19 protein-coding genes are annotated in these 24,870 nt (G+C 64.3%); 7 read left to right on the plus strand and 12 right to left on the minus strand.

The window, feature by feature from the left end:
* Positions 1 to 21: 21 nt before the first annotated feature.
* Both lptM and lysA read left to right on the plus strand, forming a co-directional pair.
* On the plus strand, positions 22 to 294 hold the full coding sequence (gene lptM / locus QN397_RS02125) for an LPS translocon maturation chaperone LptM (RefSeq protein WP_323494701.1): 273 nt from the start codon (positions 22 to 24) through the stop codon (positions 292 to 294).
* Between the two features lie 80 nt (positions 295 to 374).
* Entirely contained in the window at positions 375 to 1,595 is a 1,221-nt protein-coding gene (lysA, locus tag QN397_RS02130) for a diaminopimelate decarboxylase (RefSeq protein WP_323499917.1), read from the plus strand.
* Here lysA and QN397_RS02135 read toward each other — a convergent pair.
* The 5 genes from QN397_RS02135 to QN397_RS02155 all read right to left on the minus strand — a co-directional run bounded on the left by QN397_RS02135 (position 1,562) and on the right by QN397_RS02155 (position 7,779).
* On the minus strand, positions 1,562 to 2,251 hold the full coding sequence (locus QN397_RS02135) for a protein-methionine-sulfoxide reductase heme-binding subunit MsrQ (RefSeq protein WP_323499918.1): 690 nt from the start codon (positions 2,249 to 2,251) through the stop codon (positions 1,562 to 1,564). The two genes, lysA and QN397_RS02135, sit on opposite strands and share 34 nt — an antisense overlap.
* A gap of 2 nt (positions 2,252 to 2,253) precedes the next feature.
* A complete protein-coding gene (msrP, locus tag QN397_RS02140) occupies positions 2,254 to 3,252 on the minus strand; it encodes a protein-methionine-sulfoxide reductase catalytic subunit MsrP (RefSeq protein WP_323499919.1) in 999 nt (332 codons plus the stop codon).
* Positions 3,253 to 3,355: 103 nt separating this feature from the next.
* Positions 3,356 to 4,672, minus strand: coding sequence for a c-type cytochrome biogenesis protein CcsB (gene ccsB / locus QN397_RS02145; RefSeq protein WP_323494705.1), 1,317 nt, complete (start codon positions 4,670 to 4,672; stop codon positions 3,356 to 3,358).
* Positions 4,673 to 4,698: 26 nt separating this feature from the next.
* Positions 4,699 to 6,936, minus strand: coding sequence for a cytochrome c biogenesis protein ResB (locus QN397_RS02150; RefSeq protein ID WP_323499920.1), 2,238 nt, complete (start codon positions 6,934 to 6,936; stop codon positions 4,699 to 4,701).
* Positions 6,937 to 7,134: 198 nt separating this feature from the next.
* The gene (locus QN397_RS02155) at positions 7,135 to 7,779 is read right to left on the minus strand and encodes a c-type cytochrome (protein WP_323494707.1); all 645 of its coding nucleotides are present in this window, start codon (positions 7,777 to 7,779) and stop codon (positions 7,135 to 7,137) included.
* A 70-nt stretch (positions 7,780 to 7,849) separates the two neighbouring features.
* Here QN397_RS02155 and yihA point away from each other — a divergent pair, with 70 nt between their 5' ends.
* On the plus strand, positions 7,850 to 8,575 hold the full coding sequence (gene yihA, locus QN397_RS02160) for a ribosome biogenesis GTP-binding protein YihA/YsxC (protein ID WP_323494708.1): 726 nt from the start codon (positions 7,850 to 7,852) through the stop codon (positions 8,573 to 8,575).
* A 24-nt stretch (positions 8,576 to 8,599) separates the two neighbouring features.
* Positions 8,600 to 9,517, plus strand: a complete 918-nt coding sequence (locus QN397_RS02165) for an alpha/beta hydrolase (protein WP_323499921.1) — start codon at positions 8,600 to 8,602, stop codon at positions 9,515 to 9,517.
* Positions 9,518 to 9,532: 15 nt separating this feature from the next.
* Here QN397_RS02165 and QN397_RS02170 read toward each other — a convergent pair whose 3' ends face one another.
* Both QN397_RS02170 and QN397_RS02175 read right to left on the minus strand, forming a co-directional pair.
* Positions 9,533 to 10,408, minus strand: a complete 876-nt coding sequence (locus QN397_RS02170) for a lipid A biosynthesis acyltransferase (RefSeq protein ID WP_323494710.1) — start codon at positions 10,406 to 10,408, stop codon at positions 9,533 to 9,535.
* A complete protein-coding gene (locus tag QN397_RS02175) occupies positions 10,405 to 11,259 on the minus strand; it encodes a lysophospholipid acyltransferase family protein (RefSeq protein ID WP_323494711.1) in 855 nt (284 codons plus the stop codon). The genes QN397_RS02170 and QN397_RS02175 overlap by 4 nt, the downstream gene beginning before the upstream one ends.
* On the opposite strand from QN397_RS02175, the gene QN397_RS02180 reads away from it, so the two are divergent.
* Positions 11,252 to 11,491: a hypothetical protein gene (locus QN397_RS02180; protein WP_323494712.1), complete on the plus strand. Its 240-nt coding sequence runs from the start codon at positions 11,252 to 11,254 to the stop codon at positions 11,489 to 11,491. The two genes, QN397_RS02175 and QN397_RS02180, sit on opposite strands and share 8 nt — an antisense overlap.
* 14 nt (positions 11,492 to 11,505) lie before the next feature.
* Positions 11,506 to 12,687, plus strand: coding sequence for a methionine adenosyltransferase (gene metK / locus QN397_RS02185; RefSeq protein WP_187054503.1), 1,182 nt, complete (start codon positions 11,506 to 11,508; stop codon positions 12,685 to 12,687).
* Positions 12,688 to 12,702: 15 nt separating this feature from the next.
* Here metK and QN397_RS02190 read toward each other — a convergent pair whose 3' ends face one another.
* From QN397_RS02190 to QN397_RS02200, 3 genes are all read right to left on the minus strand, one after another.
* Positions 12,703 to 12,951: a TIGR03643 family protein gene (locus QN397_RS02190; RefSeq protein WP_323494714.1), complete on the minus strand. Its 249-nt coding sequence runs from the start codon at positions 12,949 to 12,951 to the stop codon at positions 12,703 to 12,705.
* Positions 12,952 to 13,045: 94 nt separating this feature from the next.
* Complete coding sequence (locus tag QN397_RS02195; RefSeq protein ID WP_323494715.1) at positions 13,046 to 13,498, minus strand: DUF3429 domain-containing protein; 453 nt, start codon at positions 13,496 to 13,498, stop codon at positions 13,046 to 13,048.
* A 353-nt stretch (positions 13,499 to 13,851) separates the two neighbouring features.
* On the minus strand, positions 13,852 to 16,005 hold the full coding sequence (locus QN397_RS02200; protein ID WP_323499922.1) for a TonB-dependent receptor: 2,154 nt from the start codon (positions 16,003 to 16,005) through the stop codon (positions 13,852 to 13,854).
* Positions 16,006 to 16,112: 107 nt separating this feature from the next.
* On the opposite strand from QN397_RS02200, the gene QN397_RS02205 reads away from it, so the two are divergent.
* On the plus strand, positions 16,113 to 17,729 hold the full coding sequence (locus tag QN397_RS02205) for a phospholipase D family protein (protein ID WP_323499923.1): 1,617 nt from the start codon (positions 16,113 to 16,115) through the stop codon (positions 17,727 to 17,729).
* 29 nt (positions 17,730 to 17,758) lie between these two features.
* Here QN397_RS02205 and QN397_RS02210 read toward each other — a convergent pair whose 3' ends face one another.
* Positions 17,759 to 22,993 (minus strand): malto-oligosyltrehalose synthase, encoded by a 5,235-nt coding sequence (locus tag QN397_RS02210; protein WP_323499924.1) that lies wholly within the window; start codon positions 22,991 to 22,993, stop codon positions 17,759 to 17,761.
* A complete protein-coding gene (treZ, locus tag QN397_RS02215) occupies positions 22,986 to 24,854 on the minus strand; it encodes a malto-oligosyltrehalose trehalohydrolase (RefSeq protein WP_323494719.1) in 1,869 nt (622 codons plus the stop codon). Before treZ ends, QN397_RS02210 begins: the two co-directional genes overlap by 8 nt.
* Between the last annotated feature and the right edge of the window lie 16 nt (positions 24,855 to 24,870).

Here is a 24,870-nt window from a genome sequence, read left to right on the forward strand (position 1 = left end):
CGCCATACGGCTCGCGCGTCGATGTTCGCTGCTGTATTGTGCGCGGCATCCCTCGTCGTGCTGAGCGGCTGCGGTCAGCGCGGACCGCTCTATCTTTCCAAGGATGCGGCAGCCAAGAATCGCGCAACCCTGCCCGACCTTTTGACGCCACGCTTGCCTGGCTCGACGGATGCCCCGATTGCAACGCCGGCAACGCCAGAACCGCGCGGCACCGAGGCAACTCCGGGCGCAACCGGAACACGAGCCACGACGACCACGCCCGGATCGCCTGAAACAAGCGAGACCACCAAGTGACGTCAGAGCTCCAGGAAACCGCGACGCTTCCAGGCCATCCCCACATCGCGCGACGAGACGACATACTGCAAATTGAGGCCATGTCGCTCGCTGCGCTGGCGCGCGAACACGGCACGCCTCTTTTCGTCTATTCGAAGCAGTGGATGCTCGATGCGCTCGGCGCTTATCAACGCGGCTTCGACGGCAGGGACGCGCTGATCTGTTATGCGATGAAGGCCAATTCGTCGCTCGGCGTGCTGCGCGTCTTTGCCGAAGCCGGTTGTGGCTTCGACATCGTGTCGGGCGGCGAGCTCTCGCGTGCACTGGCGGTCGGTGCCGATCCGGCCCGCATCATTTTTTCGGGTGTCGGCAAGACGCGCGCAGAGATGAAGCAGGCGCTCGACGCCGGCATCGGTTGCTTCAACGTTGAAAGCGAAGCCGAACTCGACGTGTTGAACGAGGTGGCATCGACTAGCAACCAACGAGCCCGCATCAGCATTCGCATCAACCCGAACGTCGACCCTAAGACGCATCCGTATATCTCTACGGGTCTCAAGGGGAACAAGTTCGGCATCGCGCACGACCGTGCACTGCACGCATACCGCCATGCGGCGAAGCTGCCAGGACTGGACGTCGTAGGAATCGATTGCCACATCGGGTCGCAGATCACCGAGATGTCTCCTTACCTGGATGCGTGCGAACGCATCCTTGATCTGGTCGAAGCCATCGAGGCCGCGGGCGTACCAATCCGTCATCTGGACTTTGGTGGTGGCTTGGGCATCGACTACAACGGCGAAGTGCCACCGGCTGCCGATGCGCTGTGGAAGCAGTTGCTGGCCCGGCTCGATGCGCGCGGTTTCGGCAATCGCAAGCTGATCATCGAACCCGGTCGTTCACTGGTGGGCAACGCCGGGGTGTGCGTGACAGAAGTGCTCTACGTCAAGCCGGGTGAAGACAAGAACTTCTGCATCATCGATGCGGCGATGAACGACCTGCCGCGTCCTGCGATGTACCAGGCGTTTCAGAATATCGTGCCGCTGCAGATGCGATCTGGTGGATCGGATGAGGGGACGATTTACGACGTGGTCGGTCCGATCTGCGAAAGCGGCGACTGGATCGGCCGGGACCGGTCGCTCAACGTGCAAGCCGGCGATCTGCTCGCAGTGCTCTCTTCAGGCGCGTATTGCATGAGTATGTCGAGCAACTACAACACGCGAGGCCGCGCCGCCGAAGTGATGGTCAGCGGCGCCCGCGCCACGTTGATCCGCCGTCGCGAAACTCTCGAGGATCAGCTCCGCAGCGAGCTTCCCCGCGAAGGCTGAGGACGCACCACCGGTGACGATTGCATCTTCTTTTTCTTGCTGAAAAAGTACCAGACGCGCCAGCCGAGGAGTGCTGCAACGATCGCGACGTAGACGAATACTTCGTTGAAGTTGTTCTTGCCCGCACGCATCCAGAAGAAGTGCAGCAGCCCGAGCCCGGCGATTACATAGACCAGCTTGTGCAGCATCTGCCAGCGCTTGGCGCCCATCGCCTTGATAGCCCGATTGAACGATGTTGCCGCGAGTGGCGTGAGCAGCACGAAGGCCGCAAAGCCCACCAGAATGAACGGCCGCTTGGCAATGTCTTTCGCGATGTCTGCGATGTCGAAACCCATGTCGAACCAGCTGTAACTCAACAGGTGGAACACGACGTAGAAGTAGGCAAAGAGCCCGAGCATGCGGCGGAATCGTGCCAAGCCGCTTAGCTTGGTCATCACACGCAGTGGTGTGACCGCCAGCACGATGCAGACAAAGCGCAGCGTCCAGTCGCCCGCCGCACGGATCAGGAATTCCGCCGGATTGGCGCCAAGTCCGTCGGTGAAAGCACCGTAGCCCAGCCGAATGAATGGCAGCAGGCAGATCAAGAAGATGATCGGCTTCGCCGCCTTGTGCAGCAACAGCTTGTTGAACACCAGCACAGGCCCGGACGTTGCCATGGCTAGAAAAACTTCTTCAAGTCCATGCCGGCGTAGAGCTGGCCGACCTGGGCTTCGTAGCCATTGAACATTTCTGTCTTGCGGCGCTTGGCGAACAGGCCGCCGCCGTCACCGATGCGGCGTTCGGTCGCCTGGCTCCAGCGTGGATGGTCGACGTTCGGATTCACGTTCGAGTAGAAGCCATATTCATTCGCCGCCGACTTGTTCCAGGCAGTGCTCGGCTCCTTTTCGACGAAGCGGATCTTGACGATCGACTTGGCCGACTTGAAGCCGTACTTCCATGGCACCACGATGCGCACCGGCGCGCCGTTCTGGTTCGGTAGGACTTCGCCGTACATGCCAAAGGCGAGCAACGTCAGCGGGTGCATCGCTTCGTCCATGCGCAGGCCTTCGGCATACGGCCAATCGAGAATGCGCGAGCCGACGAAGGGCATGGTCTTCGGATCGTCGAGCGTCACGAACTCGACGTACTTCGCGTTGCTCTGCGGCTCGACCCTCTTGATGAGTTCAGCCAGCGAATAGCCGACCCAGGGGATGACCATCGACCAGCCCTCGACGCAACGCAGGCGATATATCCGCTCTTCCTGCGCGCTCATCTTGATGAGGTCTTCGATGCCGTACTTGCCCGGCTTTTTGACCAGGCCTTCGACCTCCACCGTCCACGGATGGGTCTTGAGCGTGCCGGCGTTCTTTGCAGGATCGGCCTTGTCGGTACCGAACTCGTAGTAATTGTTGTACGTGGTGGCGTCTTTGTAGTCGCTCACCTTTTCGGTCGACATCGCCCCCGCCACGGCAGATTTTCCGCCGGGCAATTTGGCAAGCTTGCCGGGACCGGATGTTTCCGCCATCGCTTCGCGCGAAGCCCAACCGGCCAGTGCCGCACCAGCGGCGCCGCCAGCCATCAGCTTCAAGAGGTCGCGCCGGCCCTCGTAGATGCTGCGTGGGGTGATCTCGCTGGAAGACGAGTGAATGAAGCCATCTTGACGTGAACCGATCGACATGGAAACCTTTCGCGGAATCGTTGTTGCAAAGTTAGTTCGTGCGCGACCCTGCTTTGGTTACGCGCAAGTCGCTTGCCCGGATTCGATGGACGCTGAATCGACCCTACAAGGTCCCGTAGCTGTGCAACCCGCTCAGGAACATGTTGACGCCCAGGAACGCGAAGGTGGTCACCGCCAGGCCACCCAGCGCCCACCAGGCCGCCACCGTGCCGCGCAAACCCTTGACGAGCCGCATGTGCAGCCAGGCCGCGTAGTTGAGCCAGACGATCAGCGCCCAGGTTTCCTTCGGGTCCCAACTCCAGTAGCCGCCCCAGGCGTCCGCCGCCCACAGCGCGCCGAGCACCGTCGCGATCGTGAAAAAGGCGAAGCCCACGGTGATGGACTTGTACATGACATCGTCCAGCACCTCGTTCGACGGCAACCGTGCGGCGATGCGCTTGCGACCCAGCAAAATGCCGGCGGCGATCAGCGCCGAGATGCCCGCATACACCACCCAGTAACTGCCGCCGGCTTCCTGCACACGCTGGCGAAACGCCACCGGCACGAAGCAGAGCGCCACACCCAGCAGCCAGATGGGCGTGAGCTTGTACCAGCGTTTTTCTTGCGCCTGTTCCTTGATGAGGTAGGCAAAAGCGACCATCGCGGCCAGCGAGAAAGTGCCGTAGCCGATGAAGTTGGCGGGCACGTGCAACTTCATCCACCAGCTTTGCAGCGCCGGCACCAGCGGCTGGATCTCATGTGCGCCTTTGACCAGCGTGTACCAGAGTAAAAAGCCGACCGCCGCACTGACCACCAGCATCACGAAGGCGCCCATCGAGCGGGTCTTGTAGGTCGATTCGAAGTAGAGATAGAAGCTGGTCGTCAGCCAGCTGAACAGCACGAAGACTTCGTACAGGTTGCTGACAGGGATGTGGCCGATGTCGGGGCCGAGCAGGTGGCTCTCGTACCAGCGAACCATGGTGCCGATCAGCGCCATGGTGACGCCGGCCCAGGCAATGCGAGAACCGATGAGTTCGAGTGCGTTGCCTTGACGGCCACCGAACAAGCCGAGCCAGTAAAAGGTCGTGCTCATGAAGAACAGCACACTCATCCACAGGATGGCCGACTGGCTCGACAGGAAGTACTTGAGCCAGAACACCGAATCGGCACGCCCGAGGTCACCCTGGTACGAGCTGATCGCCAACAGCGACGCGAAGGCGACGACCAGGGCCAACACCCGCAGCGGCCGCCAGAACCAGCCGAGCGACACGCCGGCGACCATGGCGGCCAGCAGGATAGGCTTTTCGTAATAGTCCATCGAGGCGCCGTAGCGCGTGAACGCGAAGAGCCCGCCGGCCAGCACCAGCGCGGCAAACACCCAATCGAAGGTATCGCGGCGCGACCGCCAGCTGTCGTTGAGAGTGAGGGTCGTCGTGTTCATGCGCTTTGTCCTGGATACCCGCGTTGTCAGGGAGTCTGGGGGGAGTCTGGGGAAACTGGAGAAACTGGGGAAACTGGGGAAACTGGAGAAACCGGATTCTGCTTCGAGAAGGCCAGCAACTTGTGCTTCAGATGCTCGAACTCACGGTCGCTGTCGAGCGTTTTGCGGTTCACCGAAAAGGCCATCGATGCGTCGGTGCCCGACACCACGTCACCCTCGGCGCGTTTCGGCGAAAGCCAGATCCAGAGCCGACGCTCGCGCACGTACAGCATCGCAAAAATGCCGGTGATGAGCAACAGGCAGCCGAGATAGACCACGTTCTTGCCCGGCGCGCGCGCCACCTGGAACACGCTCGCCTGCACCTGCTTGAAGTCCGTCATCATCATCGCGACCGGCGCCGGATAGAAGTGCGCGTCGCTTATCGCCAGCACCGATTGCGTCAGGAAAGCCTGCGACTTGTCATCGGGCGGCAAGGCAGCGAGGCCCGCCGTTTCGCGGCTCAGGTTGAGCACCTCGAACAGCACGTCGTTCAGGATGCGTACCAGCACCGCGCCGGCCCGCTCGCGCTCGGCCTTCGGCACATTGACCTCCATGAACTCGGCGATGGCCTGCCAGCCGCCGGCGCTCACCGCGTCGGAGCGTGCTCGTTCAGCGCCGGAGAACAAGGCCAGCGCGCGCGTCGCCGAGGTACGCAGCTGCTCGCCGAGTTCTGGCCGCTTCGGATCGGCGGCGCGCGCGATGTAGCGATCGATGGCGCGGGCCCGCAGGGCCGGGTCGGCCAGCGCGCTTCGCATGCGCACGAAGCCATCCATCGAGCCTTGATCGTCGGCCGGCACGCGCAGGTAACGGAACTGATCTTCGGGCCGTTCGCGCATGCCGAGCAAGAACACCGGCTGGCCGTCGCCCGTGTCGACCGGGATCATGTAGTTCTGGTACTCGCGTGCCTGCCCCGCTGCGTCGCGCAGCTTGTAGCCGATGCTCGGGCCGATGTTGCGCAGCGTCTTGGGCTTGTCGGTTTTGTTCGCGGCACCCAGGCGCGACTCGAAATCGTGCCGAAGGTCGACCTTGCGCACGTCGACCGCGCCGTTGGCCTGCGGGTCGGCAAAGTTCTCGACGTTGATAACCCGCAGCGCGGCAAACTCGAGCGTGAGCTTGTCGGCCCCGTTGGTGATGTCGACGGACGGCCCGCCGATCACGCCTTCGACCTCGAAAGGCTTGGCGGCGGCCGCCATCGGCACCGCCTTGAGCTTCACGCTCGATCCGCCATCGTCGAAGCTCGACTGGTAGATCTCGACGCCCTTGTAGCTCGCCGGGTGGTTCACTTCGATGCGCGCCGGCGTCTCCTTGCCCGTTTCGCGGTCGTGCAGCACCACTTCGCTGGCAAAGAGCTTGGGCATGCCGGTCGAGTAGTAGTCGACGATGAACTTCTTGAGTTCGATCGAGAACGGCAGCTCCTGCAGCAATACACCGTCGGACTGGTTCAGGATCGCGACACTCGATCGGCCGCCCTCGGGCACCAGGATGTTGCCGCGAAAGGTCGGATTGCTGGCAGACAGGCGATGCTCTGGCGCGACGTCGGCGATCATGCCGCCGCCGGTGAACACGCTCTTGCCGTTGAACCAGGTCTGCGCACGCACCACGAGGTCGCCATCGAGCAGGCCGCCAAGGCATATCAAGACGATGGCGCTGTGGGCCGCGATGTAGCCGAGCTTGTGGGCGCCGCCGGCGCGCGCAGCGACCATCCAGCCTGAAGCATCCGGCGAGCCGTTGGCGGCGCTCGCCGACAAGTCCCGCCGCTGCAGCTTCACCTTCCAGCCGCCGCCCGCGAGCAACTGCCCTATGCGATTGGCCGCGGCCTCCGGCGTTTCAGCCAGCACCGTTTCGGCGCGCTGGCCGAAAGCCTTCAGGCTCTGCGCGCGGATGTCTTCCTTGAAAGTCTTGAGGTCGGCCGCGATACGCGGCGTGTTGCGCCCGATGCACAACGACGTGCTGATCACCAGAAAAAGCAGGATCAGTAAAAACCACCAAGCGCTGTAAATCGAATCGAGCTTGGCGGCATGAAAAAGCTCGGACCAAAACGGGCCGAACTGGTTGATGTAATTGCCGATCGGTTCGTGTTGCTTCAGCACCGTGCCGATGATCGATGCGATGCAGATGATGGTCAGCAAAGAGATCGCGAACCGCATCGACGAAAACAGTTCCACCGCCGCGCGAAGCGATTGCGGGCCGCGACGAACACGAAGACCGTGGGTGGAGATGGACATGAGAGCAAAAAAGCGGGCCATCCCCCTGGATAAGCCCGCCTGTTGGTCTGATTTATTGGCGGTTAGTTCAAAAACGACTACTGCGTGTCATGCGCTTCTGTTCGTGAAGCACCGCGGAACCGGCTTAGCCGGGCCGCTGGTGCTGCCCCCGGTCAGGGGGTGGGCGGCTACACGCAGTGAGCCAACCTATGGGCGAGTTCAGCGCAATCCGGCGATGTAATCGGACACAGCCTTGATCTCGCGGTCGTTGAGCTTGGCAGCGACACCCGTCATCTGGATACTGTTCGTGCGGACGTTATCGCGAAACATGGTGAGTTCGGTCGCGATGTAGTCGGCGTGCTGGCCTCCGAGCCGCGGGTACTGTGCGGGAATACCCGCGCCATCGGGACTGTGGCAACCGGCACAAGCTGGGATCTGGCGATCGGCGATGCCGCCGCGATAGATCTTTTCTCCAAGTGCGACCGTGGCCTTGTCTTTAGCGAAGCCTGGCTTCATTTTTATGGAGCCCATGAACCACGCGATGTCGCGCATTTCACCGTCGCTCAACGTGGCGGCCATTCCCTGCATGACCGCGTTCTTGCGCTTGCCGGCCTTGAACTCGACCAACTGCTTGTACAAATACTCCGGGTGTTGTTGCGCCAGCTTGGGGTTGGCCGGCACCGCCGAGTTACCGTCCGCGTTATGGCACGAAGCGCAGGCCTTGGCAGCGAACGCCGCCTCGCCTTTGACCAGATCCGGCTTGGCTGGCTTGGCCGGCGCGGCTGCGGGCTCATCTGCAGCGAAGCTCGGACTGACGGCGATGCCCATGAGGGCTGCAAGCAGAAAATGGGCAACAAACTTCATATCGGGGGCTCGAATTTATGGCGCAAAACCGCGCGATTCTACAATGGCGCCCCGTTCCGAAAGCCAACAGATGACCACCCCTTTGCCGAAGCCGGCCCACACCCGGCCCGGCCCGGACCCCGCTACAGCAGAACGCGAACGCATCGCGCTCGGCTGGCTGCACACCGCCCATTTCTTGACCAGTGCACCGCAACTGGAACACTTACCGCCGCTCGACCTCCCGGAATTCGCTTTCGTCGGGCGCTCCAACGCGGGCAAGTCCACTGCCATCAACACGCTGACGCAGCAAACGCGGCTGGCCTTCGCCTCGAAGACGCCGGGCCGCACCCAGCACATCAACCTCTTCGGCCTCGGCAAGCAAAAGGTCGACGATGCCGTGCTGGCCGACTTGCCCGGCTACGGCTACGCAGCCGTGCCCAAAGAAGCCAAGCTGCGATGGCAACGCGTGATGGGCAACTACCTCATGACGCGCGAAACGCTGCGCGGCGTCGTGCTGATGTGCGACCCGCGACATGGCCTGACCGAGCTCGACGAGATCCTGCTCGACGTGATCCGGCCCCGCGTGGCGGAAGGGCTGAAGTTTCTCGTGCTGCTCACCAAGTCCGACAAGCTGACCCGCTCCGAAGGCGCCAAGGCGCTGTCGATTGCGCGACTGCAGAGCGGCGGCGGCGAGGTCAAACTGTTCTCCGCCCTGAAAAAACAGGGCGTCGGCGAGGCGGCCGAGTTGATCTGGCGTTGGGCCCATCCTGAAGTGCCCGAGCCGGCGGCGAAAGAGGCGCCCGCCGATCCAGACTGAGTCAAAACAACAGGAGACGAACTGATGATCGAGACCTTTCAACGCACCTTGCCCAACGGCACCACGCTGAGCTGCCGGGCCGCCGGCAAGCCGGGACGGCCCTTGATGGTATTTCTGCACGGCTTCCCGGAGGCAGCGTTCATCTGGGACGAGTTGCTCGCGTATTTTTCGAGCGATGCGCACGGTGGTTATCGCTGTGTCGCGCCCAATCTGCGTGGCTTCGAAAAGTCCAGCGCACCGACCGACGTGGCCAGCTACAAGGCGCATCTGTTGATCCAGGACATCCAGCAACTTGTCGCCACCGAAAGCGCAGACGGCAGCATGGCCGCGCTGGTCGCTCACGACTGGGGCGGCGCGTTCGCATGGGGTTACGGCAACGCCTTTCCGGCGCAGGTCGGCAAGCTGGTCATCATCAATTCGCCGCATCCCGGAACCTTCATGCGGGAGTTGCGTGACAACCCGGCGCAGCAGAAGGCCAGTGCCTACATGCACTTCCTGTCGCGTCCCGATGCCGAGGTTTTGCTGGCAGCCGACGACTTCAAGCGCATGTGGCCGTTCTTCACTTTGATGAAGGCAGGCCCGGACGGCTTCGGCTGGCTCACAGAAGCGGTCAAGGACCAGTACCGCGAGGTGTGGAGCGCCGGACTGACCGGTGCTTGCAACCTGTACCGCGTGACACCGATGAAGCCGCCTTTGCCTGATGCGGCAGGGGGTTGGATCGACAGCATTCCCGTGCTCCCGCGCGAGCGCTTCACCGTGGATGTGCCGACCTTCGTCTTCTGGGCGCTCGACGATGCCGCGCTGCTGCCGGGCCTGCTCGATGGGCTTGAAGACTACGTGCCGAATCTGACGGTCAAGAAGGTGCCGAACGCGACCCACTGGATCGTCCACGAGCAGCCCGCGCTGGTGGCACGGGAGATCGAGACTTTCCTGAATCGATAGCCGGCCACCCAGCGGTCAATAGACCGCGGGCTCGCCGTCAGGCCGCGTCTTGAAACGTCGGTGTACCCAGTAATACTGCGACGGCATGGTGTCTATGTAGCCTTCGAGACGCTTGTTCATCAAGGCGGTATCGGCCTCCACATCGTCGGTCGGAAAGTTCTGCCACGATGGGAGCACTTCGATGTCGTAGCCGGTCTTCGTCATCCGCGAGAGCACCGGCACGATCTTCGCGCGACCCAGCCGGGCGAAGCGCGACAGCGACGGCACAGTGGCCGCCGGCACCCCGTAAAACGGCACGAAGATCGACTCCTGCGGCCCAAAATTCATGTCGGGCAGCAGGTACAACAAACCGCCCTTGCGCAAGCCGCTCACGATCGGCTTCACGCCCGAGGTGCGATCGAACACCCGCACCTCGCGATGAAAGCGCGTGCGGCCCACTTCCAGCCAGTCGTTGATAAGCGGATTGCGCTGCGGCGTGAAGATCGAGGTCCATGGGCGCGGAACGCCGATCGACAGCGCCGTGCCGCCCGCATCGAGCCCACAGAAGTGCGGCGCGAACACGATGGTCGGCGCCTCGCCTTCGAGCTCGCTCAAGGCGCCGTGCAGATTCAACCGCGCCTGGACCACTGCGAGCGGCGCATGCCACAGCCAGCTGCGATCGAGCCAGGCCTGTGCCACATGCACGAAGGTTTCGCGCGCCACGCGGCGGCGGCGTTGCGGCGTCCAGTCCGGAAAGCAGAGCTTCAGGTTGACGTCGACCACGTGCCGCCGCGGTCGCGCGACGGTGTGCAGCAAGACGCCCATGGCGGCACCGAAACCGCGAATCAATGGCAGCGGCAAGTGCGCCAGCATGCGCATGAAGCCGATGCCGAGCTTGGCACCCAGGCTCACGCTTCGTCCCTCGGTCGCTTGTAGCGGCCATAGCCCCAAAGGTACTGTCCGGGCAGTCGTTCGATCAGTCGCATCAAGGTCTCATTCATTGCAGTGGCGGCGGCCTCGGGTGTCGCGCCGGCGTCGTGCAGCGCGGGCGCATCGACTGCCTCGAAGTGGATCACAAAACGCGCATCGGGCAGCCGTTCGCACCAGGTCATGAGGACCTGCGCGCCGGTCTGCTGCGCAAGGCGGGCCAGCAAGGTCATGGTGTAGGCCGGCCGGCCAAAGAACGGCGCCCACACGCCCTGCCCTTGCGGTGGGACCTGGTCGGGCAACAAGCCGGTGTAGCCGCCGCTGCGCATCACGCGCATCAGGCCGCGCACGCCGGCCAGCGTGGTGGGCAGCGCCTTCAGGCCGGGCCGGTCGCGCGACCCTGCGGTGAGGTCCGCAAGCCAGGCCTTGCGCGCCGGGCGGTACAGCACGGTGAGCGGCCCGTGCTCCGGTGCGAAGCGCTCCGCGATGGCCTGACCGATCATCTCCCAGCTGCCGACATGGGGCGTCGCGAGAATGACGCCGCGCCCCGTGGCGAGTGCCTGCTCGAACACGTCTTCATTGAACCAGCGCACACGCGTCAGCACACTGACGCCGGGTGGTCGCAGCCAGAGCCACGGTAGCTCCGCGACCATCTTGCCGGCCGCGCCGATGGCCGGCCGGTATTGCGCACGCGTGAATCCCGCCGCCTCGGCGTTGGCCTTGATGCGACGGCGGTACGTCGGAGAGCACGCATACACCAGCCAGCCCAGCCCCGCGCCGATCCGATGCATCCATGGCAGCGGCACGCGGGCGAGCAGGCGGAACAGAGTGATCATCGAAAACGAGGGGGGTTTTGAAACACGAAGCATGCGCATCGGCACATGGAATTCACAGGCGATGCGCACCCGGCGCAGCTCGAATAGAATGCAAATTGTCGCTGAGTTAATGGAACTACTTGCAGGGCGACACGCACAAGCGCCGGGCGATTGTGCATTGCCATATCGGCATTCTGCTAAAGCGTTCGCCAGAGATCCCAAAGGAATCGGCAACGCGCCTTTTCAACTTTGATGGAGTTTCAAAAAATGGCGAATGACTTTCTCTTCACTTCCGAATCCGTCTCCGAAGGCCATCCCGACAAGGTTGCCGACCAGATTTCTGACGCGATCCTCGATGCGATTTTCGAGCAGGACCCGCGCAGCCGGGTCGCCGCTGAAACGCTGACCAACACCGGCCTGGTGGTGCTCGCCGGCGAGATCACCACCAACGCGCACGTCGACTACATCCAGGTGGCGCGCGACACCATCAAGCGCATCGGCTACGACAACACCGAGTACGGCATCGACTACAAGGGTTGCGCCGTGATGGTCTGCTACGACAAGCAGTCCAACGACATCGCGCAAGGCGTCGACCACGCATCGGACGACCACCTGAACACCGGCGCCGGCGACCAGGGCCTGATGTTCGGCTACGCCTGCGACGAGACGCCCGAGCTGATGCCCGCGCCCATCTACTACGCACACCGCCTCGTGGAACGCCAGGCGCAATTGCGCAAGGACGGCCGTCTGCCTTTCCTGCGCCCCGATGCCAAGAGCCAGGTGACCATGCGCTACCTCGATGGCAAGCCGCACAGTATCGACACCGTGGTGCTTTCCACCCAGCACCATCCTGACCAGAGCGAGACGCAAACCAAGATGAAGGCCTCGTTCACCGAAGCCATCATCGAAGAGATCATCAAGCCGGTGCTACCGAAGGAATGGCTGAAGAACACCCGCTACCTGATCAACCCGACCGGCCGCTTTGTCATCGGCGGTCCGCAAGGCGATTGCGGCCTTACAGGGCGAAAGATCATCGTCGACACCTACGGCGGCGCCTGCCCGCACGGCGGCGGCGCGTTCTCGGGCAAGGACCCGTCGAAGGTCGACCGCTCGGCCGCCTACGCCGCGCGTTACGTGGCCAAGAACATCGTGGCCGCCGGCATCGCGCGGCAGTGCCAGATCCAGGTGGCCTATGCGATCGGCGTGGCCGAGCCGATGAACATCACGGTCTACACCGAAGGCACTGGCCTGATCTCCGACGAGAAGATCGCCGCCCTGGTGCGCGAGCATTTCGACCTGCGTCCCAAGGGGATCATCCAGATGCTCGACCTGCTCCGCCCGATTTACCAGAAGACTGCCGCCTACGGCCACTTCGGCCGTGAAGAGCCCGAGTTCACCTGGGAAAACACCAGCATCGCGCCCAAGCTGCGGGCAGCCGCTGGCCTGTAAGGCGGGCGACGCTCGCTACTGCCGCGTGTGGGTCGCGCGGTGGCGCTGCACTTCGGCGCTGCGCAGCGCCGCATGTTTGGTCACCCGGCCGGCCATTCGTTTGCGCCAGGTCCTGAACGAGCCGGGCTTCAACTGACGCCTCATGAGGGCGACGACCGCCGAGTCGTTCAGACCGAACTGCAGCGCGATCGCCTCGAATGCGGTGCGATCTTCCCAGGCCATTTCAACGATGCGCGAGATATCTGCATCGTTGAGGCCTGTCATGGCGGCATCAGGGCTCGGGATCACGTAGACCCTGTCGCGGAAGGTCGGCGCCAGGTCCTGGTGTTCGGTCGCAGCGCAATTTGTTGCAGCGCATTCATTGCATCACCCTTATCGCACCTGCAGCGCAGCAAAGACTCGCGACCACAGTCAGCACCAGACGCATCGGCAGCCAGCCGCGAACTCCGAAATCGGGGTACGTCACTCGGTCCACCGCAAAACATGCCCAAAGTCCGGCGACGACCACCCAGAGACCCGTTGCCGGGTCAATCAGCAACGCGATCCAGGCGACCAGAGCGGGTGTCACGCCCCACACGAGCGAACCGGTCGACCGACCACCCGACGCATCGCGCATGACAAGGCCCCAGTGGACGGCACCCAAAAAACCGAGGATGGAAGCGCCGTAGGCCACCAGAGCTGAAAGGCTGCGGGCACGGTCGGTCGGCTCCAGCAGCCAGACCGCAAACGCGAGCCCGGCGAACGGCATCAAGCCGCCGTAGCCAAGCACCTGGGCCCAACGGGTCGGGCCCCGAGGGACAGTTGCGGTCAAGGGGATTCTGCTTGGGTGCCCAGCTGCTTTTGCGGCGCTTCGGGCGTGCCAGAGGGTGCTCCGAGCTGGCTGGGACGGCACATTTTTTCTCCGTCCCATTGTTGGCCGCACCAGCAGTGGCCCCGCGCATCGATGATGCAGGTACCGGTTCCGCAACAGCGTTCGTCGTCTGGCATAGAAGGTCTTTAAAAAGTTGGAACGTCAGGCTCGGTAAGTCACGGCGGTCATTGACGGCTCTGGAATGCGAGCTCGCGTTGCAGCCTAGCCTGTGGCGCTGGTGTGCGGGACTCTCAGCCGCCTTGTCCCTGCAACTCGCAGCCCATTGCCGACTTTGCAAGCCGGCGCGCATCGCCTCAGAAGTGATAGGAAGCGCCCGCGCCCACCGTCCAGTTACGCCCGGGCGCCGGTTCGTAGTACCGCGCATTGCCTTCGTTCACGATGACCGAGCCGACATAGCGTCGGTTGAACAGGTTGTCGACGCGCGCGAAGGCGTTCAACTCCCAATGCTCGAGCCGCTTCGCATAGCCCGCTTCGAGTGCGGCCAGCATGTAGCCTGGCGCGCGCGCGTTGTTGACATCGTTGGCCTGGATGCGGCTCAGTGCCCGCAGCTCCGCACCGGCATGCCAGCCCTCCGGAGGCGCCCAGCCGAACGACGCGAAGACCGACTGCCTCGCGATGCCAGGTATTCGATTGCCGGCCGCCACGGTGTTGTTCGCGGCACAAGGTGACGGCGAGCAGAACTGATCCCGGTAACGCGCGTCGAGCAAGGTGTAGGCGAGCTGCGTGCGCCAATAGTTCGCGGTCTCGTGTTGCCACCCCAACTCGAACCCATCGCGGCGGGTACGCCCCGCATTCTGAAAGGTGGCCCGACCGCCGATGTTGGTGTTGGTGACGATTTCGTCGCGCGTGCCGGTGCGGAACAACGCGGCGGTCAGCAACCCACCGCCGACCTTGGCCTTGGCCCCTACTTCCAAGCTGTCGTTGACGGCCGGCTGCAACGCGAAGTTGAGTCCGCTGGCGCCGCCAGCGCGGTACGACAGCTCGTTGAGCGTCGGCGTCTCGAAACCGCGACCGGCCGAGGTGTACACCGCCACATCCGGTGTCACCTCGTAGCGCAGTGACACGACAGGCAAGGTCTTTTCGTACCGGGCGCTGCCGCTGTCATTGCCGTTGGCGCCGATGATGTAGCGGTCTTGCGAATCGAAGTGCACCGCACTGCGTCGCACGCCGGCTTCGAGCGTCCAGCGCTCGGCGAACTGCCACGTCGCCTGCGCGTAGGGGTCCAGGTTCCACACCGTGTTGCGCTCGTTTCGACGCAGCCGGCCCTGCACGCCGAGGATGGGCGCCGTGATGCGACCGATGTAGTTTTCATAGCCCGTACGCCATTCGCGCAGGCTGTCGTACGCCAGGCCCGCGACGATGTCGAAGGGACGGTCAGCCAGTTGCAGCTTGGCAGACCAGCGCAAGTCGATGCCGCCGTAGTCGCGTGCCAGATTGATCACGCCGCCCGACTGCAGCGGATTCAATTGAGCCGATGGCGGGATCGCCTGAAACTGCGTCGTCTTTCGCTCGCCCGTGTAGACCATCAGACGCAACGTTTGCGACGCGTCGATACGCCGCTCGTAGGTCAGGCCGGCCTGGGTCTGATCGACCGTCTTGCGCGTGTCGTATTGCACCGCGAGTGGCGCGCTGCGGGGAGCCATCGCGTACTGGTCCGCCGTGAGGCCGAGTGCGTCTTGCGCCTTCAAGTGGACGCTGTTGACCACCAGCGTGAGCTTGTCGCCGTTGTCCAGCGCGATGCCCAGCTTGCCGTTGACGATGTCGCGTTGCGCGGCGCTGTGCGCGCGGTAACCATTGATGCTGAAGTGGCTGCCGCTCAGCAAGTAATCGACGGCGCCGGACGAGCCGCTGACCATCGTGCTTTGGCGCAACGCACCGTAGGCGCCAGCGGCAAACGAATAGCTGAGCTTGGGTGGTCCCGCTCCGTTTTCGGTGAACACCTGCATCACGCCGCCCGACGAGTTGCCGTAGAGCGCCGAGAAAGGTCCGCGCAGCACCTCGACGCGATCGACCGAGCCGATGTCGATGTTCGACGTCTGGCCTTGCCCGTCCGGCAACGTGGCCGGAACGCCGTCGACGTAGATGCGCACCCCACGCACGCCGAAGGTCGATCGGGCACCGAAGCCGCGTATGGACAACTGCAGGTCTTGCGCATAGTTCTGGCGGTTCTGCACCAGCAGGCCGGGCACCGCGCCCAGACTTTCAGAGAGGTTGACCTGCAGCTTGTCGTTGCGCAGATCGCTGCCTTCGACCCGGTCGACGGAGCCGGCGACATCGAAAGGCGAGGCAGCGCCACGGGGCGTCGACACGGTGATTGCGGGCAACGTGGACAGCGTGGGCGCCGTATCCGTCGCGGTCTGGGCACCGGCAGGCACACTCACGAGCCCTTGCGCCAACAGCGCAGCGATCGACTGGAAAGCGGCGACCTTCAGGATGTGTCGTTTCATCGGATCGATTTTGCTGCAGGTGTCTACACCCGCATATGCTCCGGTTCCCGGGCCACTGCGATCCCGACCCCCTCATCGTCTTGATTGTCTTCAACCGCCGGAACTGCATGCGCATCGTCTTTCACTGCGGCTCGTCCCTCTGGCGCTGGTCATTCGCCCTGGCCGTGCTGCTGCTCAACGCCTGTGCCGGTTTGCCCGCACCTTCGACCGCGCCACCGGTGCATGCAATCGCGGCATCGACCACGACCGAACTGGGGCGCCTCACCGCGCCCTACCGTGCCGAGCCTCCCGACGGGAGCACCGCGCTGTCGGGCATTCGTGCCCTGCCGCAACCCGAGTTCGCCCTCGATGCGCGGCTGCAGCTCATCCGCCGCGCACAGTCGTCGCTCGACCTGCAGTACTACCTGCTCGGCAACGACAAGACCGGCAAATTGATCTTGCGAGAACTGCGCAACGCCGCCTTGCGCGGTGTGCGGGTGCGCTTGCTGCTGGACGATTTCTACACGGGCGGCCTCGATCCGATGCTCCTCGGCCTGGCGTCTTACCCGAATGTCGAAGTGCGCCTGTTCAACCCGTTCGCCTCCGGCCGCGAGAGCATGGCGACGCGCTGGATCAGCTTTGCCAGCGAGTTCCGACGACTCAACCACCGCATGCACAACAAGCTCTTCGTGGCCGACGGCGCGATGGCGATCGCGGGCGGTCGCAATCTCGCCGACGAATACTTCCTGCGCGGTGCCGGCGACAACTTCATCGACCTCGACCTGATGATGGCCGGGTCGGTCGTGACCGAACTGTCGGCGCTCTTCGACACCTACTGGAACAGCGAGGTGGTCTATTCGTTGGCGCGCATCGTCGTGCCACACGCCTCGCGAGAACAGCTGCGCGCCAACTTCGACGTGCTGACTGCGCCGACTTCGGCACCAGAACCGGCGCCCGTGCCCGACGCCGACATGTTCGGCGATGCGCCCATCGGCGCCGCCTTGGCGCAAGGCCGCATCGAACTCATCCGTGCCAGCGCGACCGCGGCCGCCGACAGTCCATTGAAGGCGCTCGACGAAGGCAGCGGCAGTTCCATCACCGGCCGCTTCAGCTCGCCGCAGACGCTGGCCGACCGCACGCACACGCTCTTCGACACCGCCAAATCCGACATCGTGGTGATCTCGCCGTACTTCATTCCCGGCGATGCCGGCCTCGATCAGATGCGGCGGCTGCGCGGGCGCGGCGTCAACATGACAGTGGGGACCAATTCGCTTGCCGACACCGACGAGCCACTGGTCAACATCAACTACAACAACTATCGGGTCGCGATGCTCAAGCTCGGCGTCGAGCTGTACGAAGTCAGCTCGGTGCAGATCAAGCGCAGCCTCAACTTGCGCAAGACGTTCGCACAATCGCGAGGCCGTCTGCACGCAAAGCTCGCGCTGATCGATCGCGAATCGGTGCTGGTCGGCTCGATGAATTTCGATCCGCGTTCGGCCCGCCTCAACACCGAGTTAGGCGTTCGGGTGCAAAGCTTCGAGCTGGCGCACCAGCTCATCGAAGCGTTTCAGATCGATGAAGCACAGGGGGTGTACCGGCTGGCGCTGAAGCCCGGCACCGATCAGGTTCAGTGGTTCAGCACCGACGGCACGGGCGACGTCTTGAACGACGAGCCCGAGGCCAGCATGATCGTGCGGCTCAAGCTGCTGTTCTTCTCCTGGTTCGTGCCAAGCGACTTGCTGTGACGCCCGGCATCTCCTGAAGCATCGACGCTTCAGGCCGAACGATTCGACCACGGCACGAGCGCCGCACCGGGGAACTTGCCGAACAACGATGAGAGCTGCAGCGCGCCTTGCTCGACGACCAGGCGTTCGCCGGTCAACAAGTTTTCCCACGCGCTGCCTTCGGGCGCATTCGGCAGACGAAGCACCGTGCCCTGCCAGAACTCGCCACCCGGCAATGCAGGTACGCCGCTGTCCGGCCCGGTCGTCGCAGTGAGCCCTGCGAATCGGCGCACCGCCGCGACGATGAGCACATCGTCGTCGAGCCGCCGCTCGAACGCCAATGCATGCTCGGACTTCGGGCCGTCGATGCCGAGCGCGGCATACCCGCCGTCGCGGAACAAAGCAGACTTGTCGCGACGCAATGCCAGGAGGCGCCGCACCACCCACAGCTTGGCCCGGCCATCGTGCGGTGCGCGTGCCAGCGAGCCCACTTCATCGGCCATGCCCCGCCCTTGCGGCAAGTCATCGAGCTGTTGCAGCCAGCGTTGCCGGCAGTCGTAGTCGACCGGTCGGCGGTTGTCCGGATCGACCAGGCTCAGGTCCATCAACTCGTTGCCCTGGTACAGATCGGGAACGCCCGGCGAGCCGTACTTGAGCAACATCAGCGTGATGCTGTTCCACGCGCCGAGCCAGGCCACGGTATCGCCAAAACCCTGCAAATCGCGCAGGAACACGTTGCCCTGCACGCCGGCCAGCAGTCCGCGTATGAAGCCTTCGAGCGCCGCTTCGTAGGCCTCGTCGGGCGCGGTCCATCGCGTGTGCGATTTCGACTCTCGCGCCGCCTTTAACAGGTATTGCACGATGCGCTCGACATACGGCGCGAGCGTTTCATCGTCGAGTCCACCAGGTGGCAGCGTGCCGAGCAGGGTTTGGTAGAGCAGGTATTCGTCGGCACGCGAAGGTGAATCGCTCGGCGCGCCTTCGGCTTCAAGCCGGTCGCGCACGCGCTGGTTCATCTCCGACCATCGCGTCAACGCGGCTTGCCACGCAGCCGGCATTTCCGAAAGAACGTCGATGCGGTTGCGCACGTCTTCGGAGCGCTTGTTGTCGTGCGTGGACGTCGCCAGCATGGTGTGCGGCCAGCGCAGCGCGCGGTCGGCACTGGCGCTGTGAAACTCGGTCACCGTCATGCCGAAGGTGCCCGGCTCGCCGCCCACTTCGTTCAGCGAACTCAGCGGAAAGTAACGGTAGAAGGCCGTGTCTTCGACCCCCTTGGCCGACACCGGCGCGCTGAACTGCTGGAAGCGCCGCGCGAAGTGGCGCACGCGCCCTTGCAAATCATCCGATGCCAGTGGCACGGCTTCGCCCAGCAGACTCTGGTGCACGAAGTCGAACACCGACAAGTCCGAATCCTGGCTCTGCCGCCGCGCCTCTTCCACCGCGCGCGCGATGAAGTGCTGGTCTTGCTCCGAAGCGCTGTGCACGAAGTACGTGCGGTACACCGGCAGGCACACCGCGACCTCGGCGAGTGCGCGGCGTAGCGCGTTGAGCGTGTAGTCGCGCGTGCTGCGATCGGCGCGCGCGAGGCGCACCAACTCTGTCGCGAGCACGTTGAGTTCGGACGCCAGCGCGGTGCGAATCACGTCGCGCTTGCCGACATGCGAGAGCGCCTCGAAGCACGCATCGACACCGCTGAAGTCGCGCCAGATGCGTTCGACCTCAGGCCCCGCCGCGGCATCGACCAGCACGCCGTTGGCGACGTTGGCAAAGCGGTAGCCCGTGGTCCCGTGCACATGCCAGCTCTCCGGCACCTCTTCGTTGGCCGCCGCGATCTTCTCCGCGACGACATAGAGCGGGCGCGCCGGTCGACCCTGCACATCGACATCGGGCAACGTCAGGCGCGCCCTCCGCGCATAGCCTTGCTGCAATTGCAGGAAGTAGCGGGCCGGGTCGTACAGACCATCGGGATGGTCGATACGCAGCCCGTCCACCACGCCGGCTGCGGCCAGGTCGAGAGCGAATGATTGCGTGTCCTCGAACACCTCGTCGCGCTCCATGCGCAACGCGGCCAGATCGTTGATGTCGAAGAAGCGACGGTAGTTGATCTCGTCCGCCGCAACGCGCCAGTAAGCCAGGCGATAGGCCTGCGCTTCGATCAACGCGTGCAACCGATCGCGAGTGTCATCGCTGTTCACCGTGTCGACCGACGCTGCGATGGCTTCGGTCAGCGCTGGCGACCTGGTGCACAGACGCGCCAGACGCGCCTTCAGCAGCTCCTTGTCGCGCGCACGCTCGGCGCGCGCCTGCGGCTCGGTTTCATTGCGACCCGGCAGATGGCCAAAGGCCGACGCGATGCTCGCGGCACCCGCTGCGACATCGGCGTCTTCGACGTGTCGCGATGCAGCCAGCAACACGTCGGTATAGCTCTCGGGCGCCAGCGGAAATCGATGCTCGAAATAGTTGAGCGCCAGGCTGCCCTCGGCAGCGTCGAAGCGCAGCGCGATCTCGCCGTTCTGCAGCACCTCGCCGTAGTGGCCGCCCAGCACAGGCAGCAGCACCTTGCCGGTGAGCTCGATGTTGAGCGGTTGCCAGTCGATGTCGAAGTGTTGCGCGAAGTGCGACGCCTGGCCGTTCTCGAGCACGTCGAGCCACCATGCGTTGTCGGCGCCCAGCACGCCCATGTGGTTGGGCACCATGTCGAGCAATTGCCCGAGACCGTGCTGCCGCAAGGCGCCGATGAATCGCGCGAAGCCTTCGGCACCGCCGATCTCCGGGTTGACTTCGTCGTGCGCCACCACGTCGTAGCCGTGCATGCTGCCGGCGCGTGCCCGCTGGATCGGCGAGCAGTACACATGGCTCACGCCGAGCTGCGCGAGATACGGAAGGATGCGGACCGCATCGTCGAAGCCGAAATCCTTGTGGAACTGGAGCCGGTAAGTGGCGCGCGGCACGCGTGTCTGCACGCCCGCGGCCATCGCGGAACCCGCCACGGCTGCACGCGGTCGCACCTGGGCCATCGCGTCGAACAGCTTGCGCGCATCGCCATCGGCACCGACGGCATCGAGATCGATCGGCAGCTTGCGACGCCAGTTCGGCTGCTGGTCGGTCGTGCCGGGCAGGTTGGCCTGCTCGACCGAACCCAGAGCGTCTTCGAGCTGGACCAGCATCAGCGCCGAGGGCGCCATCGCCAGGTACAGGTGCACGGCCTGCACCGCGAGCGAAGGCAAGGTCTGGCTGCCGGTCGCCTCGGCCACCTGCTCGCCCGTCAGCAGCCCGGCATGCTGCACCGCCAGCAGCAGGCGCACGCGCTCCTGCGCACGATCGAGCAATTGCTTTTCGAAGGTTTGCTCATCGGGGAACAAGCCGAGTTGCCAGCGCAGGCGCAGGTCGTGGCTCGACCACCAGCCGGCCAGCGTGGCCAGGTCGTGCGTGCTGACGGCGACCAGCGCATGACGCGGGTACTCGGCAGGCGCTTTGAAGTCGCCGTTGGGCCAGCGCTCGAAGTACAAGAGGCGATACGAATGCACTTCGGACCGGGACAGCGCTGCGCGCATCTCGTCGGCCACGGTGCCGAGGTCTTCGCCCACCACCATGCAATGGTTGCGTTGGCTCTCGAGCGCGACGATCGCCATCATCTCGTGCAGCGCGTAGTGCACATAAGCGCCATCGCGTGCGGTGCGTCCTTGGGGCACCCAAAACAGGCGCATCAGCCCCATCACGTGGTCGATACGCAAGGCGCCCGCACCGCGCATGTTGGCGCGCAAGGTCTCGATGAAGATGCGGTAGCCGCTGGCGCGCAGATGGTCTGGCCGCAAGGGCGGCAAGCCCCAGCTCTGGCCGTTCGGATTGAACTCGTCCGGCGGCGCGCCGACGCTGGCGCCAGCACCGAAAGCCGACGGCTCGCCCCACACATCGGAGCCACCGCGATCGACAGACACAGCAAGATCCAGGAAGAGGCCGATGCCGAGTCCGAGCGCCTTGCAACGCGAGTTCACCCGCACCAGTTGCTCGACGGCGACCCATTGCAGGTAGAGATGGAACAGCACGCGATCGGCATGCTCCGAGGCGAATGCGGCGACCTCGGGCGAAGCCGGGTCGCGGTAGGCATCGGGCCACACCGGCCAGCCCCAGATCGAGTCGTCGATCAGATGAAAGTGCGCTTGCAACGCCTCGAACAGCGCATGCCGACGCAAGGCCTCGCCTCGCTCTTCGACAAAGGCAAAGAAGGCTTCGCCACGCGTGCTGCGCGAATCGGTCGAAGCGCTCTTACCGTCGGCCGATACATGCTGCGCGCGAAAGTGCGCGAACAGGAGTTCGAGCACTTCGAACTTGGCGGCAGCCACGCCGGGATAGTCGACCAGAGATGTCGCTCGCAGGTCGGCGAGGCGTGACTGGAAACTGGCCGAGCGCAGCAGGCGCCGCGCCGGATCGCACGCGTTGAACTCATCGACCGCCTGTACGTCGATGTACAGCACATTGATCTGCTGCCGCGACGACGGGCTGTACGGGCTGGTATGCGCGGGGTTGTGCGAGAACAGCGCATGCAGCGGGCTCAGGCCGATGATGTCGGCGCCGCGCTCGGCCATGATGCCGACCAGTTGCGCCAGATCGCCGAAGTCACCGATGCCCCAGTTGTGCTGGGAGCGCAGCGAATAGAGCTGCACCGCTGGCCCCCAGATGCGGCCGTCGCCTTGCAGTGCGACCGGCCGATGACAGTGCTCGGGCGCGCTGATGACGAGTGTCGTGGCGTGAACATAGGGCCCGCTTGGCTTGCCAGTCGAAGTGCCTGCGACGGCTCCGCCATGCGGCGCGGTGGCGCCCTCGATGCTGAAACGGTGGTAGCCCGCGGGCAGACGCAGCGTCATCGTCAGCCGACGTTCGTACCAGCCGATGCCATCGAGCTCCGCATAGGCGGTATCGGGCAACGCGCGCGCATCGATCTCGCCGCCGTGCACTGCGCCGCCCTCTTCTTCGAGCCGCCAGCGCACGTGGTGCGCGGTCGCCGGCAGGCGCAGCGCGATGGACCATTCGGCGGCGCCCGCCTGCATGGCCAGCACCGGCGGAAGCGTCTCGGACCAGTCCCCACGTTGAGCTGCATCGAGTGCCGCTGTCGCATCGAGCGTGTCGTCGAGCACCACATCGAACTCCGCGAGCAAGCCCACGAGATGCTCTCGCGCGACGCGATGGTGATTGCCCCAGACGTCGTGATAGTCGGTCGAGATACCGAAGTGCGCGCAGAGGCGTTGCACGGCCTCGATATCACTGTGCGCGCGGGGACTAGACATTCGAAGGCTCCTCGAGGGTGACTAGAACGCCACCGCGCGCAAGGCGCAAGGTGGCGTCGCCGGTCGGCTCTGCGTCCGACCTGTAGATCATGTGGCCGCGCGGCATGACGATGCCGTCAGCGCTGTCGCGGCCGAAGTTGGCCAGCACATAAAGCGTGGTGGCCGCTGCAAGCCCGCCGTCGAGCTGCCAGACGACTCGAAGAATCCCGCCATCTCCATCGCACGAAAAGGTGCCGGCACCGCGCAGGCCCGTCAGATGCGGCACGACCGCACTCTGTCGCACGGCCAGCAAATCACCGATGAAGCGCAGCCACCGCGCATGCGGTTCGATCTCGCGCTCGTCCCATCGAAGCTTCGACGCGAGGAACGTCGACTCGGCGTTCGGATCGGGAATGCGCGCGCGGGCTTCATCGGTCGAGAAGGTCGCGAAGCGGCCGAACTCCTCGCGCCGACCGTTCGACACGGCTTCGGCCAGCTCAGGCCCGAAGTCGCAGAAGTATTGGAACGGCGTCGACGCTGCGTACTCCTCGCCCATGAAAAGCATCGGTGCATGCGGCGACAACAGCACGCAGGCATAAGCAGCGTGCAGCAAGACCTCGTCGCCGAGTGCATGAATGCGCTCGCCGAAAGCGCGGTTGCCGACTTGGTCGTGCGTCTGCAAGAACGACACGAAGGCGGCCGACGGCAAATGCATCGACGACTCGCCCCGCGTCTCGCCTTCGCGGTAAGGCGAAGGCTGGCCTTGGTAGACGAAGCCTTCCGCCAGCGCGCGGCCGAATTGTGCGACCGGCACATCGGCGTAGTCGCCGTAGTAGCCATCGGTTTCACCGGTGGTCAGCACGTGGGCCGCGTGGTGCAGATCGTCGTTCCACTGGGCCGTGCCGTCGCGCGGGCGGCCACCGTCGTCACGCTCTAGAAACGACGCTTCGTTGAGTTCGTTTTCGAGCACCACGTGAATATGCCGCGTGCGCCCCGGACCGACGCGCAAGGTCTCTGTCACTTCGCGAATGATGTGCTGTGGCGAGTCGTCGCGGATGGCGTGGATGGCGTCCATGCGCAGACCGTCGAAGTGATATTCCTCGACCCAGTAAAGCGCGTTGTGGACGAAGAAGTCGCGTACCGTGCGCGATGCTTCGCCGTCGTAGTTGATGGCGGCGCCCCATGGCGTCTGGTGTGCCGGATTGAAGAACTGCGGGCAGTACGCATGCAGGTAATTGCCTTCAGGCCCGAAGTGGTTGTAGACCACGTCGATGAGCACCATCAGGCCGAACCCGTGAGCTGCGTCGACGAACGCCTTGAGCTCGTCAGGTTTGCCGTAGGTCGCATCGGGTGCGTACTGCAGCACGCCGTCGTAGCCCCAGTTGCGCAGGCCGGGGAAGTCGGCGAGCGGCATCACCTCGATCGTCGTCACGCCCAGTTCGGCGAGTGCCGCAAGTCGCGCAGTGGCCGCCGTGAAAGTGCCTTCGGGCGTGAACGTGCCGATATGCAGTTCGTAGATCACCGCTTCCGACCAGGGGCGGCCGCGCCAAGCTTCGTCGCGCCATTCATAGGCCCCCGTGTCGATGACCTGGCTGGCGCCGTGCACATCGTTCGGGTTGTAGCGCGATGCCGGATCGGGCGCGCGCAATCCATCGGGCATGCGAAAGCGGTAGAGGTCGCCGGCACTCGCCTCGGGCACGGTGACACAGTGGAACCCATCGGTTTCCAGCAGCATCGGATGCTCGACCGGCGCCTCTGTATGACCGGCCTGCGGCTCACGCACCAGCACCACAGGTGTCATCGACGGCGCCCACAGGCGAAACGAAACTCCGCCCTCGGCCAACACCGTCGCGCCGAAAGGCATGGCGTGTCTGCGCTTCATGCTCTGGTCGTTTCAG

Source organism: Variovorax sp. RTB1 (assembly GCF_035018765.1).
In the GTDB taxonomy this organism is placed as follows: domain Bacteria; phylum Pseudomonadota; class Gammaproteobacteria; order Burkholderiales; family Burkholderiaceae_C; genus Variovorax.